Annotated in this window: 11 protein-coding genes; 2 read left to right on the top strand and 9 right to left on the bottom strand. The window is 58.9% G+C overall.

The features are described 5' to 3' along the window. Positions 1-37: 37 nt before the first annotated feature. The 3 genes from cysK to NFR19_RS02435 all read right to left on the bottom strand — a co-directional run bounded on the left by cysK (position 38) and on the right by NFR19_RS02435 (position 4127). Entirely contained in the window at positions 38-973 is a 936-nt protein-coding gene (gene cysK, locus NFR19_RS02445; protein WP_251212197.1) for a cysteine synthase A, read from the bottom strand. Between the two features lie 90 nt (positions 974-1063). Beyond that, positions 1064-3220 carry a HelD family protein gene (locus tag NFR19_RS02440; RefSeq protein WP_251212196.1) on the bottom strand — a complete coding sequence of 719 codons (2157 nt, stop codon included), beginning with the start codon at positions 3218-3220 and terminating at the stop codon, positions 1064-1066. Continuing rightward, positions 3201-4127, bottom strand: a complete 927-nt coding sequence (locus NFR19_RS02435) for a LysR family transcriptional regulator (protein ID WP_251212195.1) — start codon at positions 4125-4127, stop codon at positions 3201-3203. The genes NFR19_RS02440 and NFR19_RS02435 overlap by 20 nt, the downstream gene beginning before the upstream one ends. Positions 4128-4286: 159 nt before the next feature. Between NFR19_RS02435 and NFR19_RS02430 the strand changes: the two genes are divergently transcribed. Further along, on the top strand, positions 4287-5672 hold the full coding sequence (locus NFR19_RS02430) for a sodium-dependent transporter (protein WP_251212194.1): 1386 nt from the start codon (positions 4287-4289) through the stop codon (positions 5670-5672). Positions 5673-5907: 235 nt separating this feature from the next. On the opposite strand, the gene NFR19_RS02425 is transcribed toward NFR19_RS02430, so the two are convergent. The 4 genes from NFR19_RS02425 to arcA form a co-directional block, all read right to left on the bottom strand. After that, positions 5908-7575, bottom strand: coding sequence for a YfcC family protein (locus NFR19_RS02425; protein WP_251212193.1), 1668 nt, complete (start codon positions 7573-7575; stop codon positions 5908-5910). 60 nt (positions 7576-7635) lie between these two features. Beyond that, a complete protein-coding gene (arcC, locus tag NFR19_RS02420) occupies positions 7636-8592 on the bottom strand; it encodes a carbamate kinase (protein ID WP_251212192.1) in 957 nt (318 codons plus the stop codon). An 88-nt stretch (positions 8593-8680) separates the two neighbouring features. Beyond that, on the bottom strand, positions 8681-9676 hold the full coding sequence (argF, locus tag NFR19_RS02415) for an ornithine carbamoyltransferase (protein ID WP_251212191.1): 996 nt from the start codon (positions 9674-9676) through the stop codon (positions 8681-8683). Between the two features lie 140 nt (positions 9677-9816). After that, a complete protein-coding gene (gene arcA / locus NFR19_RS02410; protein ID WP_251212190.1) occupies positions 9817-11040 on the bottom strand; it encodes an arginine deiminase in 1224 nt (407 codons plus the stop codon). 360 nt (positions 11041-11400) lie between these two features. Between arcA and NFR19_RS02405 the strand changes: the two genes are divergently transcribed. After that, positions 11401-12819, top strand: a complete 1419-nt coding sequence (locus NFR19_RS02405; RefSeq protein ID WP_251212189.1) for a PucR family transcriptional regulator — start codon at positions 11401-11403, stop codon at positions 12817-12819. Between the two features lie 34 nt (positions 12820-12853). On the opposite strand, the gene NFR19_RS02400 is transcribed toward NFR19_RS02405, so the two are convergent. Next, entirely contained in the window at positions 12854-14227 is a 1374-nt protein-coding gene (locus tag NFR19_RS02400; protein ID WP_251212188.1) for a uracil-xanthine permease family protein, read from the bottom strand. 53 nt (positions 14228-14280) lie between these two features. Continuing rightward, positions 14281-15783 carry a uracil-xanthine permease family protein gene (locus tag NFR19_RS02395; protein WP_251212187.1) on the bottom strand — a complete coding sequence of 501 codons (1503 nt, stop codon included), beginning with the start codon at positions 15781-15783 and terminating at the stop codon, positions 14281-14283. Between the last annotated feature and the right edge of the window lie 37 nt (positions 15784-15820).

The raw sequence follows: 15820 nt of genomic DNA, 5'->3' as shown, positions 1-15820 counted from the left end.
GGCCTTCGAATAATCTTTGCGCGATGGCATCAGTGGCTTACTCCGAGAAATCGAACATCGCGGTGGTCAGATAGCGCTCGCCTGTATCAGGCAGAATAACCACAATGTTTTTGCCCTTGTTCTCTGGTCGCTGCGCCACCTTCGTAGCGGCTGCTACCGCAGCGCCGGAGGAAATGCCAACGAGCAGCCCGTCGTGCGCCGCCAACTCGCGGCCTGCGGCAAAGGCTTCTTCATCCTCGATAGTGATGACTTCGCCGTATATCTCGGTATTGAGCGCCTCCGGCACAAAGCCCGCTCCGATGCCTTGAATCTTATGCGAGCCAGCGCATCCGGTAGAGAGCACCGGACTTCCGGCAGGCTCCACCGCGATCACCTGCAGATTGGGATTCCGCTCTTTCAGATACGCACCGGCGCCGGATATGGTGCCACCGGTACCCACGCCCGCAACAAGAATGTCCACCTTGCCACCGGTCGCTTTCCAAATCTCTGGGCCGGTCGTCTTGTAATGAATCGCCGGGTTCGCCGGGTTCGTAAACTGCGATGGAATAAATGAATTTGGAATCTCTGCCGCAAGTTCCTCGGCGCGGGCGATAGCGCCCTTCATGCCCTTGGTGCCATCGGTCAGAACGAGCTCTGCCCCATAGGCGCGCATAAGGTTGCGCCGCTCGACCGACATGGTCTCAGGCATGGTGATGATGATGCGATTGCCACGCGCTGCTGCAAGAGCGGCAAGCCCGATCCCGGTGTTACCCGAGGTGGGTTCGATGATGACGGTGTCACGGTCTATCAGGCCGTCAGCCACCGCCTGGTCGTACATAGCCTGCGCTACGCGGTCCTTGACGCTGCCGCCCGGATTGAAGCTCTCCACCTTGCCGACGATGGTGGCATCAAGCCCATGGGCGCGCTCATAGTGCGTCAACTCGATCAATGGGGTGTTTCCGATCAGTTCGGTCATGCTCGTGTAGATGGTCATAGCAGCTCCCTTATCTGCGCCAACAGTGATCTTGCCAGCATCCTAACGGCATGGGGCAGCTTCGTAAACCATCTGTGCCATAGGCTTTTTCTATGCCAGCGTTGCCTTCTCGACCTCGGACAGGAGCGCAGACGCCTCGCCCACATACAACATCCAAACCTGGTGCGTTGCCCGACTGATGGCGGTGTACAAACGTCGACGGGATGCATCCGTTGCAGGGTAGACCGCATCGCTCACATCCGGCAGAATCACCTGGTCGAACTCCAGTCCCTTCGCTAACTTGAGCGTGATGGCGAACGGACCGCTTTCGGGCAAGCTATCTCGGTCCTCGACAAGGGGCAGCGCATCGCCGCACACCTCCCGCAACCCTTTCAGATGCGCTTTCCACGGCACGATGACCGCGGTCAACCCGGTGCGCTCGTGCGCCTCTTCGATCAGATGCATCAGGCGCATCCGATACGCGCGCGCATCATCGCACGCCACAAGAGCAGGCGCTGGCCCGTCGGGATGAACCGACTGGATCTGCATGCTCTCATCGCGCGCCAGCCGAGCGAACAGCGCTGTTATCTGCGGGGTCGATCGGTAGCTGATCATCAGGTCGCACCGGCTCACCGCACCGCAGAGCCGCTCGAATACGGCGCGCACCTGATCGAAGGTGATGGCCGTATCTTGGATCGCCTGGTTCTCGTCCCCCAAGAGCATGAAGCGCGCACGCCGGAAGTACTTCGCCATGCAGGCAAGCTGCGCGGCCGTGTAATCCTGCACCTCATCGATCATGACGTAGCGCGCATCCGGCTCAGAGAGCCCCGTGAGCGCCATCTTCGCGTACAGCCACTCCACCGGCGCGGCACCGCTCGTCTCCGCAAGGCGCGCGGCGATGCGGTCGATGCGCAGCCATTCATCGCGCTCGAGAGCGGCGCGCACCCCAGCGTAGCGGTCACGTAACATGCGCAGCGCCAGATCGCACACCTCAGCTTCGCTTTGAGGGTGCAGCGTTTCATGGAATATGCGCAGCTGTTCTTCGATGCTGAGCGCTTCAAGGTCGTCTGCCGCACTCTCGCTTGCCGCCATGCGCTTCAAGCGTTGATCGAAGCGCTTGAGCAGCTCTTCGCGCACGAGCGTGACGCGTCGCGGTCCGAGCGGCACACGATCGAAGCGCCGCATGAGCGAATCCACCTGATTGGGAGTGACGAAACGGACCTTGTCCGCGCGAATCTCAGCGTAATCGGCATGCGTGAGGCGCAACGTGCTCACTCGATCGTCCATGCGGTAGAGCCGCTCGACGTCCACCTCTCCCTTGCCCGGGCTCATGCCCGCCGGTAACAACGTGCGCGCCAGCTCGTCCCACGTGCACGTATGGGGGTTGCGCTCGCCCATCTCGGGAAGCACGTTTTGAATATAGGAGGTGAACACCGGATTTGGCGTTATGAGATGCACCTGATCGGGCACGAGATCATCACGATGGGTGTAGAACAGGTACGCGATGCGCTGGAGCAACACCGATGTCTTCCCGCTACCAGCCACGCCCGACACCAGAAGCGTCGGCACGTCAGCATGGCGAATCACCGTATTCTGCTCACGTTGGATGGTCGTGGTAATGGCTTTCATGTGCGAAGAGCGCTCAGCGGAAAGCGATGCGAGCAGCAGCGGATCCTCGATGGCCACCGTGGTATCGAAGCACGCGCGCAACACGTCGCGCTCGATATCGAACTGACGGCGCAACTCAAGGTCGACCTCGATGGTGCGCCCGTTCGCCTGGTACGAGGTGCGCCCGTTCGCCTGGTTGTAATACACCTCGGCAACCGGGCTGCGCCAATCTACCACCAGCCGCTTGAAGTTCTCGTCGGCCACACCGGCCGCCCCGATGTAGAGTTCGCGCGGCTCTTCGTCGGCCTGATAGCACAGGACGACCTTCGCGAAATACGGCTGGCGCAGCAACAGCTCAACATCGGCCAGCTTCGCTGCCGCGGTCTCCGCAGCGATGTTGTAGCCCTCTATCACCCGGTTAGCGGCATTGATGGCCGCATAGGTCTCCAGCGCCTCGTCGAAACTGGTCGCATTCAGGGTCATCTCTTCTGCCATGACCCCTTTGTCAGCTGCTGCATCCGCATCGATCGCAGCGAGCTTGCGCACGAGGGCATCCCGCATGCGCACCAGATCGCCATAGACCGCACTGAGGTGCGCCTGCTCGGCAGCCATCACCTCTTCGTGTGCTGCGCGGGCGCTCTTAGAGTCCTGAATAGCCAACCTGATACTCCTCTATGAACAATTGCAGCTTCTCTATGTATTTCAAGGCCAAGCTAGAGAGCTGCCGCTCGTTATGAACGATATATCCCACCGTCATGATCTCTTTGGTGTCTACGGGCACCGCCACCACGCCCGTGTTCATCTCCGAGGACATGACGCCTGTGGACACGATGTAGCCCATATGGTGCGTGAGCAGGTTCGACAGCGTTCCGCGGTCGCTGACGATGACCCGCTTATTGGCAGGCAATTCAGCGAACGGCTCTTCGGAATAGTAGAAGGAATTGGCGTTGCCCTGCTCGAAGGTGTAGCGCGGCCACGTCGCCAGATCGTCAAGGCTCACCATCTTCTCGGATGCCAGCGGATGCGCCGCGTTCACGAAAATGTGCGGGCGAGCGGTGAACAGCGCATGGAACGCGCAGTTGGCATCTTCTAGAGCACGCCCGATCACCTGTTTGTTGAACGACGATTGGAACAGGATGCCCACATCGCTGCGAAAGTCACGGACATCCTCGATGATCTCAGCAGTGCGGCACTCGCGCAAGGTGAAGGTATAGCCAGACCCCTCATACTCGTCGACGAATTCCAAAAACGATTCCACGCAAAAGGTGTAGTGCTGGCTACTGACCGATAGATGCTGCTCCACCGGCTCGGCAGTGCGGCTGTAGCGCTGCTCCATCAGATCGGCTTGCTCAACCACCTGACGCGCATAGCCAAGAAACTCCATGCCTTCGCGCGTCGTGGTGATGCCGCGATTGCTGCGCTCGAAGATGGTGACCCCCACTTCGGCCTCAACATCTTTTACGGCAACCGACAGGCTGCTCTGCGAGGTGTAGAGGTTATGCGCTGCCTGACTAATAGAGCCGCACGCGGCGATCTCTATCAGATATCGGAGCTGTTGGAGCGTCATGGATCCTCGCCTTTCGCTGTCGTGCGCTTGCAGTGCAGGCTATTATAGTCGCACCCGCTGCGCGGAACCATCCTTCCTGCGGCTGCTCCTTGGGCTATAATCGGGCCGAGCGGGGCCTGTCCCCGCTTTTGCATATCATCAACGCAGGGAAGGCATCATATGGAACGCGAGCGATTCAGCAGCCGACTCGGATTCATCCTCATCAGCGCCGGATGCGCCATCGGACTGGGCAACGTGTGGCGCTTTCCCTACATCACCGGCCAGTACGGCGGTGCGGCGTTCGTGATCATGTTCCTGATATTCCTCGCCGTGTTCGCATTGCCGATTCTGGTGATGGAATACGCGGTGGGGCGCGCGAGCCAGCGCGGTGTGGCGCGCAGTTTCGACGACTTGGAGCCATCAGGAACGAAATGGCATTGGTTCAAATGGCCAGCGCTCGCAGGCAACTATCTTCTCATGATGTTCTACACTGCGGTGTGCGGGTGGATGCTCGCTTTCATGGTCAAGAGCATCACCGGCACGTTCGACGGGCTTTCCTCATCTGAAGTGGAGGGCGTGTTCAATACGCTTTTGGCGAGCCCACTCGAGATGGCAGCCTATACCCTCATCACCGTCGCCATCGGCGTCGCGGTCACGAGCGCTGGCGTGAAGAACGGCGTTGAGCGCGTCACGAAGCTCATAATGGTGGCGCTTTTCGTCGTGCTCGCCGTGCTGGTGGTGCGCGCGGTCACGCTTCCTGGCGCAGCCGACGGCCTTGCCTTCTACCTCATGCCCGATTTCGGCAAGCTGTTCGCAGGCGGGCCGAGCGGCTTCTTCGATGCAATGCTGGCCGCTATGGGCCAGGCGTTCTTCACCGTCTCGGTAGGCATTGGTTCCATGTCGATCTTTGGAAGCTACATCGACAAACGCTACGCGCTCACCGGTGAGGCGGTGCGCATCGCCGGTCTTGATACGCTCGTTGCCATCATGGCTGGCCTCATCATCTTTCCGGCCTGCTTCGCCTTCGGGGTGGAGCCGGGCAGCGGTCCGGGGCTGGTGTTCATCACGCTGCCCAGCGTCTTCAACCAGATGCCGTTAGGAAGTTTGTGGGGAGCGCTCTTCTTCATTTTCATGAGCTTTGCAGCTCTCTCTACTGTTATTGCGGTGTTCGAGAACATCATGAGCTTCAGCATGGATCAATGGGGTTGGTCGCGCGGGAAATCATGCGCCATCAACGGCGTGGCGCTTGCCGTGCTGTCCATGCCCTGCGTGCTCGGGTTCAGCGTATGGGCCGGGGTGGAGGTTCCGGGAATCGGCAACATCCAAGCCATCGAGGACTTCATTGTGTCGAACAATCTACTGCCGTTAGGCGCGCTGGTATTCCTGTTATTCTGCACTTCGAAGATCGGTTGGGGCTGGGATAAGTTCCTGGCCGAGGCCAACACGGGCCAGGGCATGCGCTATCCGAAGATCCTCAAGCCGTATTTGCGCTATGTGCTGCCTGTGCTCATCGTAGTGGTCATCATCACCGGATACGCGCCCATCATCCAGACCTGGCTGGCATGATCGCTCTCTGATATGCACCTTCCCTCTGAGGCGCGCTTGCCCCTGATACGCTGCCCGGGATGACCGCACACATGCGCACATCTGAGCACGGGTGCACTTCCGAAAAGCCGCAGCCGCACCCTCTCAAACACACATCTCTCAAACACACATGAAAGCGAACGGCGCCCCCGAAGGGGCGCCGCAGAACAGGGAGCGCATCGGAGCGCTCATGGGCAGGAGCGCGAGATCGGATCGGTTATCCAACCACCGGCCCTGGCACAACCATCATGGCTATGGTCAAGATGATCATGCAGACCACACCCAGTATCAAGAACAGCTTCCAGCCGAACTTCAACCACGTGGTGTATTCCACCTTCGCCAGCGCCAAGCCGCCCATGATGGCGCCCGATGTTGGCGTGAACAGATTCACCAGGCCGTTGCCTGCGCTGTAGATCATCGTCATAACATCAGGCGAGAATCCCAGCTGGTTGGCCAGGCCACCCATGATGGGGATGGATACCGTCGCCATACCCGACGAAGACGGAATCAGGAACGACAGCACCACGTAGAGCAGGAACGACAGTGGTGCGAACACGATGGCCGACAGGCCCGTCAAAGCCGCAGCCGCATTGGTCAGAATCCACATATCCAGACCGGTCTCGCCCATCAACACCGTGATGGAGCGCGCCAGCGCGATGATGAGCACGACCGACATCATATCGGCAGCGCCGCTGATGAACGTCTTCACGAAACGGCTCTCAGAAACGCCACCGATGACGCCGATGATAAGAGCCATGATGAGGAACCAGGTGGATGCCTCGTCGAAGTACCATTGCCCCAGCGGAACGCCTGTCAGGAAGGACGACCAACCAGCGTTGACTGTCTCTTCGGTGGTCAGGGTGCCATCAACGGTGCCGTCGAACTCAACCGTCGTAGCATCGCCGTCGATAGCGTACACCGTCGGGCTCGCATCAGGATCTTCGGCATCGGGTATTGATATCTCGGTAGCCATAGAGCTATCAACGGTCTCGGTGATCGTTTCGGTCTCAGAACCGGCTACGAACACATCGACGCCCAGGTCTTCCCAAGGAATGAAGCTCACGATCATGACCACGAACGTCAGCGCGAACACGATCAGCGACCACTTCTGGCGGCCGGTCATCTTCGGAGTAGCTGCAGCGTCATCGGTGGCAGCCTCTACCTCGGACTCGGCCATGCCCCACTCGTTCATCATGTCTTCCTGCTCTTGCAGCGATAGGATGGTGGAGCCTTTGTCGGCCTTGACCTTCTTGGCATAGCGCATGACGAACACGATGGCGATGGCCAGCGTTGCGAGCCACAGCACCACGCCCAAGCCCATGACCACGATCTGGTTGGGCACGATGCCCATGCTAGAGAGCGCGTCGTTTGCAACACCTACCGCGAACGGGTTCACCGTAGAACCCAAAACGCCGCAGCCAGCGCCTAAGAGCACAACCGCCGCGCCGGTGATGCTGTCAAAGCCCGCAGCCACCATGGTCGCTGCCAACAGCAGATAGAACGGCACCGTTTCCTCGCACATACCATAGGTGGTGCCGCCAATGGAGAAAATGAACATGAGGATAGGAATGAGGACGAGCTCATTGCCCTTGAGCTTATGGACGAGTGCCGCGATGCCCGCATCCAAAGCGCCCGTCTCGGTGATGATCCCCAAAAAACCACCAAGGATCAACACGAACAAGCACACGCCGATGGCGTCTTGGAATCCGAACACCGGTGCGGTGACGACGTTGGCAAGTGTCGCGCCCTGCACGCCTTCCACCCCAACAGCGCCCATGATCATGGTGATGACTGCGAGCACCACCAAAATGATAAGAAGAATGGTAAACGCCGATATGGTCGAACGCTTTTTCTTCTGCTTCGTGTCAGTAGTTGCGGCTGACATGATCTTCCCTTTCTACTATGCGACCCCAGCACGCGCCCGGGATCGATTCGGCACGCGCGATCAACCGGCGGTGATGATGGTTCCCGTCTCGCCGCGCAGGCCCTGCGCCGCCTTCTCCAGCGACGTGATGAGGGCGGTGCCCTTCGGGTATTCAGTCAGGTACTCGATGCAAGCCTGAACCTTCGGAAGCATAGAACCGGGTGCGAATTGACCCTCTTCTATGTAAGCCCTGGCCTCAGAGATGGTCATGTGATCGATCTCTTGCTGGTCGGGCTTCCCGAAGTTGATGGCTACCTTCTCCACTGCGGTCAGGATGACCAGCATATCGGCATCGAAACCTGCTGCAAGCTTAGCGCTCGTACGGTCTTTATCGATGACGGCGGGAACGCCATGGTAGGAGTCGTCGTACTCGAATACCGGCACACCGCCGCCGCCCGCTGCGATGACCACATAGCCATCGTCCATCAGATCCTTGATGGCATCCAGCTCCACGATGCGTTGAGGCTTCGGGCTTGCTACCATCATCCTCCAGCCGCGCCCCGCATCCTCGGCATACGTGGCGCCCGTTTCGGCGGCGCGCGCCTTCGCCTCATCCTCGGTCAGGAACGGACCGACCGGCTTGGTCGGATGCTGGAATGCGGGATCTTCGGGATAGACGACGGTCTGAGTGATAACGCATGCGGTAGAGCGCAGGATGGACCTCCGCTTCAGCTCGCCGAGCAATGCCTGCGAGAGCTGATATCCGATGTATCCTTGGCTCATTGCTCCGCACTCGGGGAACGGCATCTCAGGGATGGAGCTATCGTGCCCGCATGCCTCGGAGAACGCGTTGGATATCATGCCGACCTGCGGTCCGTTACCGTGGGACACCACAACATTGATGCCCTCGGCGATCATGTCCACGATATGCACCGCGGTCTCTTCGACCAGCTGGAGCTGCTCTTCCGGGGTGTTCCCCAAAGCGTTTCCGCCCAGAGCGATCACGACGCTTTTGCCATCGCCTTTCTCATATGCCATCTGTCTCACCACCCTTCCTGTTCATGTTGGATACTTCAAAAAAGAAAGGGAGCCCGCTGCCCCTCTGGCCGCGAGCTCCCGATAAGCCTTACCTCAAGGTCGCGTACATGATGGCCTTGATGGAATGCATGCGGTTCTCGGCCTCGTCGAACACACGGGACTGACGGGACTCGAACACATCGTCTTCCACTTCCATCTCGGTAACACCGAACTTCTCGGCGATATCGGCGCCGATGGTGGTGTTGGTGTCATGGAACGACGGCAGGCAGTGCATGAAGATGGCATCCTTGTCAGCAAGCGCCATCAGTTCCTTCGTGACGCGGAACGGCTCGAGCTCCTTGATGCGCTGCGCCCACAGTTCTTCCGGCTCGCCCATTGACACCCAAATGTCGGTGTAGAGGACGTTGGCATCCTTGGCGGCTGCCTTCGGATCGTCGGTGAACTCAACCGAGCCGCCCGTTTCCTTGCAAATATCCTTGCAGGTATCCACCAGACTCTGCTCAGGCATGAGCTCCTTCGGACCGCAGCCGACGAAGTGCAGGCCCAGCTTCGAGCAGGCGACCATGAGCGAGTTGCCCATGTTGTTGCGGCAATCGCCGAAGAATACGAACTTCAAACCCTTGATGCCCGTGGGGAAGTTCTCCTTGATGGTGAGCATGTCGGCGATCATCTGCGTGGGATGGAACTCGTCGGTCAGACCATTCCAAACCGGAACGCCCGACTTCTCGGCGAGCTCTTCCACATCGGACTGCTTGAAGCCGCGGAATTCGATGCCGTCATAGAAGCGGCCGAGCACGCGAGCGGTGTCCTCGATGGATTCCTTTTTGCCCATCTGGGAGCTACCAGGATCCAGATAGGTCACGCCCATGCCCAGATCCATGCCTGCCACCTCGAATGAGCAGCGAGTGCGCGTGGAGGTCTTCTGGAACAGCAGGACGATGTTCTTACCCTCAAGATAGCGGTGGGGCGTTCCGGTGCGCTTCAGGTTCTTGAAGTCTTGAGAGAGATCGATGAGATAGTTGATCTCTTCGGGGGTGAAGTCGAGCAACTTGGTGAAGCTGCGGCCACTCAGATTGACTGGCATGATGGTTCCTTTCCTTGGGGGCCTCTGGCCCGTTTGATATCCGTACCGCCTTGGATGCTATCGCGCTCGCGTTGCGTTCCGCGGCGGTACGTCAATTCGAATACCGAGCCGTTTCCGCTCCGTGATGCTGTTGCAAATGACTACTTATCCTCGCGCCAGATCGGCATGCTCATGCAGCGCGGGCCGCCACGGCCACGGGAGAGCTCAGCCGAGGGCATCTCCAAGACGTTGATGCCTTCTTTGCGCAACACCTCGTTGGTGACGTTGTTGCGCTGATAGACGACTACCGTGCCAGGACGCACGCACAGCGTGTTGCTACCATCGTTCCACTGCTCACGCTCAGCTGCGATACGATCGCCGCCACCGCACGGGATCAACTGCACCTTCTCGCCCACATACTCGGTCAGGATCTCTTCCAGCGTCTCGTGGCGCTCGCGCACGTGGATGCCACCGTCGCCATCAGGCTTGATCTCGAAGACCGTCAGCGGTCCCATGATGCCTGGGTGGATGGTGAACTTGTCATGATCGATCTGCGTGAACACCGTGTCCAGATGCATGAATGCACGGGAGTTCGGAATGTTGAAGGCCAGGATGGTCTCCACCGGAGATGTGTTCGAGTAGAAGATGTCCTTGGCGATCTGATCGATAGCATCGGGCTCGGTACGCTGCGAGATGCCGATGGCCAGCGTCTTCTCGTTGATGTTGAGGATGTCGCCGCCCTCGATGTGGAACGTGTAGTCGCGCTCGTAGTACTGCGGCACGTTCTGATAGTCGGGATGATACTTGAAGATGTAGTCGCCATAGATGGTCTCGCGGTTACGCGTCTGGGAGTACATGCGGTTGATGGACACACCATTGCCGATCATGGCGAACGGGTCGCGTGTGAAATACAGATTGGGCATGGGCGCGCACACCAGCTTGGAGGTGTCGCTGACCAGATCGACCAGCGAGTTGCTCTTGTCGGTGTGCAGCTCTTGCAGGTTCACGCCCGCCATGGTTTTCATCACGAGTTCTTTGTTGGTGGGATAGTTGTCATTGATGTAGTCGTAGATGATCTTCTGGTAGCGCTCGGTGCGGATGCCCGCCTCGAAGATCCACTGCTTCAGGAACTTATCGCGCAGTTCAGGATACTGGTCGAGCACTTCTGCCATGAGGTCTTCCAGATACACTACTTCGACGCCCTCGTCGCGCAGGATCTTCGCAAAAGCGTCGTGCTCTTGCTGTGCCACCTCCAAGAACGGGATGTCGTCAAAGAGAAGCTCTTCTAGCGTATTGGGGGTAAGGTTGAGCAGCTCGTCCCCAGGTCGGTGCAGAAGAACCTTCTTCAGCGGCATGATCTCACTTTTTACGTTCACGCCTGACATGGTTCCCTCCTTCTTTCAACAGTGCTTCTCGGATACGTTCGCGCCCCTGCACAGGCGCGTTAACTCTGACATATATTGTAGGAATATGGCATTTTCATTACTATGTGCGACAATAACAGCATTTCGTTATTTTTATGGTTACAGTACACATGAGTTTTTGCTTTTCTTACGCTAAACTGCGCACAAGGAAACGCTCCGTCAACAGCGAAGGAGACTGCTGCAGCTATGATGTTCCCTCTTGATATTATTGTTGGACTTTGCGAGCGTGTAGGCATCGCTGTCGTCAAGGCACCCAAGCATCCCGAAAAGCTCTTCAGTTGGATCTCGGCCATACCAGAGAGCGGTCGGACAGGATTAGCGGTGGCTGAATCAACCGTTTCCGTTGTTGAGCGCTTCGCAGACGCTCCTGAAGGCGCCATCTGCCTGATCACCCACCCCGATGAAGCGCACGTCACCGATGCGAACTCCGATCACATCGTCATCAGCACCGACCTCGCTCCCACCGTGATCGCCGACCGCATCCAGCGCAGGCTGATGAACATCATCCAATGGAACGACGAGATGGCTCAGATGCTGGAAGAGGGCTGCATCAACCAGGACTTGCTGAAAGCAAGCGAGCCGGTGCTGGAATGCTACGTGGGACTCTCCGACTCCACGTTCTCTCATATCGCGCACACGCCCAACATTCCCGCGCTCGACGATTACAGCCGCTTCTTCGTAGAGCATGGTTACTACGAGCAGCGCGTCGTTGATGCCATTCGCCACTCCGGCGTCATGCGCAAGTGGAACCTGCAAGACTGGACGGCAGTAGAGAACGACTCGAACATTCCCGGTGGTTTCCCCTACGCACATCGCGTAATCAAGCAGCAAGGGCGCTACGCTGCCCACCTGATCATGGTGTCACCCAGCCGCATCGGACCTGAGCATGTGTTCTTGTTCAACCTGCTCGCGAAAAAAGTGGAAACGTGCCTTGCGCGTCACTGGCGCTTGGAAAACCCGCTCGAGCAGCGCTATACCTACTTCTTGAAAGAGATCTTGAGCACGAATGCCTATGAGGCCAGCAACATGGAAGAGCGGGCGCGCATGCATGGGTTATCCATGACGGGCCGCTTCGAGCTGTGCCTGGCCGACAATGCATGGAAGACGATGCCCACCGAGTATTTCGCCAAAACAGTGCTCGAAGAGATGCCCGAATGCAAGGTCGCCGTGAACAACGAGCAAGTGGCTATGCTGCTCTGCGTTCCCGAAGAGCACGAGGATCGACTCGACCGCATCGAATCCCAACTACGGGCGCTCGCCTTGAAGATGGAGGTGCAGTTGGGCATCTCCGAGCGCTTCGATAGCTTGGGCAGCGCCGCCTTCGCGCTCGAGGAAGCGCGCATCGCCCTGCGCTATGGGCATCGGTATTCGCGGCGCTACATCTCCTTTGACACCTCCGATGTGCAGGCAGAGTCCATTTTCCGGTTTCGCCGCTACTTCCCCTACTTCGCAGTGGATCCCTTCGCGCGCTCGGAGAAATTCATCACGAAGCTTCTGGCCAGCAACAATCCTCTGGTGCGCCTGCGCGCCGCCGACCGCGAGAAGGGCGCGAACGACTGCGAGATCCTGCGCGTCTACCTGCGCAGCGAGGGTCGTATCAGCACCGTGTGCGATGCCATGCACATGCACCGCAATACCGTGACGTATCGACTTGAGAAGATACGCGCCCTTGTAGGAGACGATCTGGACGATGGCGATATGCGCATGTACCTCCGTATGCTCTATCTGCTGTCAGACTAGAACAGCCGACCAACTGTGCCAACATGCCCCTCTTTCAGGAGCCATCTCCAAATATGGCCTCGTCGTCTGCGATCGCCTGCTCAACCACAGCCTCTTCTGTCTCCATCACCCATTGAGCCGACTGCTTGCGTCCAGGCAGTATCAGATTCAGGATGACCGCCGTAAATGCAGTGCCTGGGATACCGCAAAGGAACATCGACACCCAGAAGGGGAACTGCGCGAGCGCTTCAGGGAATGCGTTGAAGCCAAGCCCGATAGCGATGGAGACCGCCACGATGGTCACGACGCGCTCGTTCGGGCGCGACTCCATGATGATCTTGATGCCATTCACCAGGATCACCCCGAACATGAGCAGCACTGCGCCCCCGAACACCGCTGTGGGGATGACCGAGCACAGCGCGCTCACCTTAGGGCAGATACCGGCAAGGATCATGATGGATCCTGCCAGCGCCACCACGTACCGGCTGCATACCTTGGTGAATCCCAACAGCCCCACATCGGCGCTCGCTGAAATGGTGGGACCGCAATTGAACAAGCCCGACAGGCCGCTCGTGATCGCCTGCGTGAAGATGACCCCGCGCGTCTCGCGCTTCGTCGGCATCCGGTCAGCCGCTATCTTCGTCGTCGCCGATACGTCACCCAACAGTTCTGCGACTCCGCATATAGCCAGGAATCCGATCGTGATGCAAGCATCGAGCGGGAATTCGATGCCCCAGTAGAGCGGCTGCGGGAATCCGAACCAAGCCGCCTCTGCCACCGGAGCGAAATCGACGCGCCCCATGCAGACCGCCACGATGAAGCCGACGAGCAAGCCGAGCAACGGTGCCGCCCCGTGCAAAAAGCCCTTGCCGAGCACATGGAAGACGAGCACGGTGACGAGCGTGATCCCTGCAAGGGCGAGATTCATCGGATCTCCGAAATCATCGTTGCCGCTCCCGCCACCGCAATAGCCGAGCGCCACGCCGATCAAAGTGGCGCCGAGCACGAACACCACCGAGCCGGAGACGAACGGCGGAAAGATATGGCGCAGCTTATCGGAGAAGAGGAAGAACACGAGCCCGCATATCAAGCTGCCTACCAGACATGCACCAACATAACCCGCATACCCCACCTGAGGCGCGATAAGGAGCGCGGGCGAGACGAACACGACGCTGACCGTCATCGCGATGGGCACCCTGCCTCCGATCGGCCCTATGCCGATGGTCTGCAAGATGGTCGAGAGGCCGGCCACGAAGAACGCGCACGAGACCAGCACGGCAGTCTGCACAGGATCGAAGCCCAAGCCCGCCGCCACGAGCAGCGGGTAGGGCAACGCTTGGAATGCAATGAGCAGCGCATGCTGGATGCCGAACGGGATCAGCTCTCGAACAGGCGGCCGATCGTTGATGCCATAACCTTCGGCTTTCATAAGCCCATCCTTACGTCGCGCCGGTGCGCATAAGCGCACCGGCTATCCATCGTTCACTTCTTATTCACGGGTTCCTTCTCCGCTTCAAAATCGATCGGAGAGATGACCTCGCCCGGCTCAGGCGCCTTCAGGTCGCTCACATCCACTTCCACGCCCATCAGATTCTCGCGATGATCGGGATCATCCGATAGCGCGACAGCCTCGCCGACGCTCTCCTCTTCGAGCGACTGCTTTTTCAGGTTCCTGCCAGGCAGCAGCACGTTGAGGATGACCGCGACGAACGCCGTGCCGGGAACGCCGCAAAGCATGGTGGAGACCCAGAACGGGAATTGAGCGAGCGCATCGGGAAACGAGTTGAAGCCGATGCCCACCGCGAGCGCCACCGCGAGGATGGTCTGAGTACGGCCGGTCTGCTTGCTCTCCATGATGATCTTCATGCCGTTGACGAGAATGGTGCCGAACATCATGAGGACCGCACCGCCGAACACCGGGTTCGGGATCACTGAGAAGATCGCGGAGAATTTCGGGCAAAGGCCCATGACGAGGACGATCACGCCAGCGCAGGAGACCGCGAAGCGCGAGAATACCTTCGTGATGCCCATCAGGCCGATGTTAGCTGAGCCGGAGATGGTGGGCACGGCGTTGAACAGCCCTGCGAATACGCTGGTCACCGCCTGCGTCAAAACGGTCTTGCGCGTCTCTTCGAGCGTTGCCGGACGATTCGCCGCAGTATCCACGGTAGCCGAGGTGGTGCCCAAGATCTCGACAACGCCGCAGACCGCCACCAAAGTCATGACGAGGCAAGCATCGATAGGGAACGAGATACCCCATGCCAGCGGCTGCGGAACGCCGAACCAAGCAGCTTCCTCAACCGCAGAGAAATCGACCATGCCCAAGCAGATGCTGATGATGAAGCCGATGACCATGCCGATGAGGGGAGCGGCTCCTTGAATGAACCCGCGCCCGAAGATACTCAGCACCAACGTGATCAGGAACGTGATGCCAGCGAGCGCCAAGAACATCGGATCGCCGTAGTTCTCAACACCGGCACCACCAGCGCAGTTGTTGAGCGCGTTGCCGATCAGGCCGGTTCCCAGCACGAGCAGCACCGCACCGGAAATGAACGAGGGGAATATGACCTTGAGCCATCCTGAGAACAGGACGAATATCACGCCGCACACGATAGCTGCCACGATGCACGCGCCCATATATCCGCCGAATCCCGATTGAGGGATGATGAGCGCTGCAGGCGCGATGAACACGAAGCTGCCGACCATGACCATGGGTATCTTCGCGCCGATAGGACCTACGCCGAAGCTCTGCACGAAGGTGCAGATACCGCTCACGAAGAGCGCAGACGCAACCAAGAGGGCGGTCTGAACCGCATCCATTCCCACAGCTGCGGAGATGAGCAGTGGAGCAGGCAATGTCTGAAACAGAATGATGAGCGCATGCTGTAGCCCGAACGCCAACAAATGAGGGGTTTTGGGCAGCTGATTCATGCCATACCCGCGCTCCAGCTTCTGCTTCTGTTCCACCTCTACCGTTTCTGTCATTTTGATATCAACTCCTTAGGTTGATCGCATCAACAGT

Origin of the sequence: Adlercreutzia murintestinalis, assembly GCF_943192905.1 — a bacterium.
In the GTDB taxonomy this organism is placed as follows: domain Bacteria; phylum Actinomycetota; class Coriobacteriia; order Coriobacteriales; family Eggerthellaceae; genus Adlercreutzia_A; species Adlercreutzia_A murintestinalis.
Note: the sequence above shows the minus strand (reverse complement) of the source record. Positions and strands in the feature narration are given on the sequence as shown.

What these genes read in the sequence shown, in the direction of transcription:
- cysK (WP_251212197.1), bottom strand. Translation starts at nt 973, where the DNA reads ATGACCATCTACACGAGCATGACCGAACTGATCGGAAACACCCCATTG.
- NFR19_RS02425 (WP_251212193.1), bottom strand. Translation starts at nt 7,575, where the DNA reads ATGTCAGCCGCAACTACTGACACGAAGCAGAAGAAAAAGCGTTCGACC.
- arcA (WP_251212190.1), bottom strand. Translation starts at nt 11,040, where the DNA reads ATGTCAGGCGTGAACGTAAAAAGTGAGATCATGCCGCTGAAGAAGGTT.
- NFR19_RS02430 (WP_251212194.1), top strand. Translation starts at nt 4,287, where the DNA reads ATGGAACGCGAGCGATTCAGCAGCCGACTCGGATTCATCCTCATCAGC.
- NFR19_RS02435 (WP_251212195.1), bottom strand. Translation starts at nt 4,127, where the DNA reads ATGACGCTCCAACAGCTCCGATATCTGATAGAGATCGCCGCGTGCGGC.
- argF (WP_251212191.1), bottom strand. Translation starts at nt 9,676, where the DNA reads ATGCCAGTCAATCTGAGTGGCCGCAGCTTCACCAAGTTGCTCGACTTC.
- NFR19_RS02400 (WP_251212188.1), bottom strand. Translation starts at nt 14,227, where the DNA reads ATGAAAGCCGAAGGTTATGGCATCAACGATCGGCCGCCTGTTCGAGAG.
- NFR19_RS02395 (WP_251212187.1), bottom strand. Translation starts at nt 15,783, where the DNA reads ATGACAGAAACGGTAGAGGTGGAACAGAAGCAGAAGCTGGAGCGCGGG.
- arcC (WP_251212192.1), bottom strand. Translation starts at nt 8,592, where the DNA reads ATGGCATATGAGAAAGGCGATGGCAAAAGCGTCGTGATCGCTCTGGGC.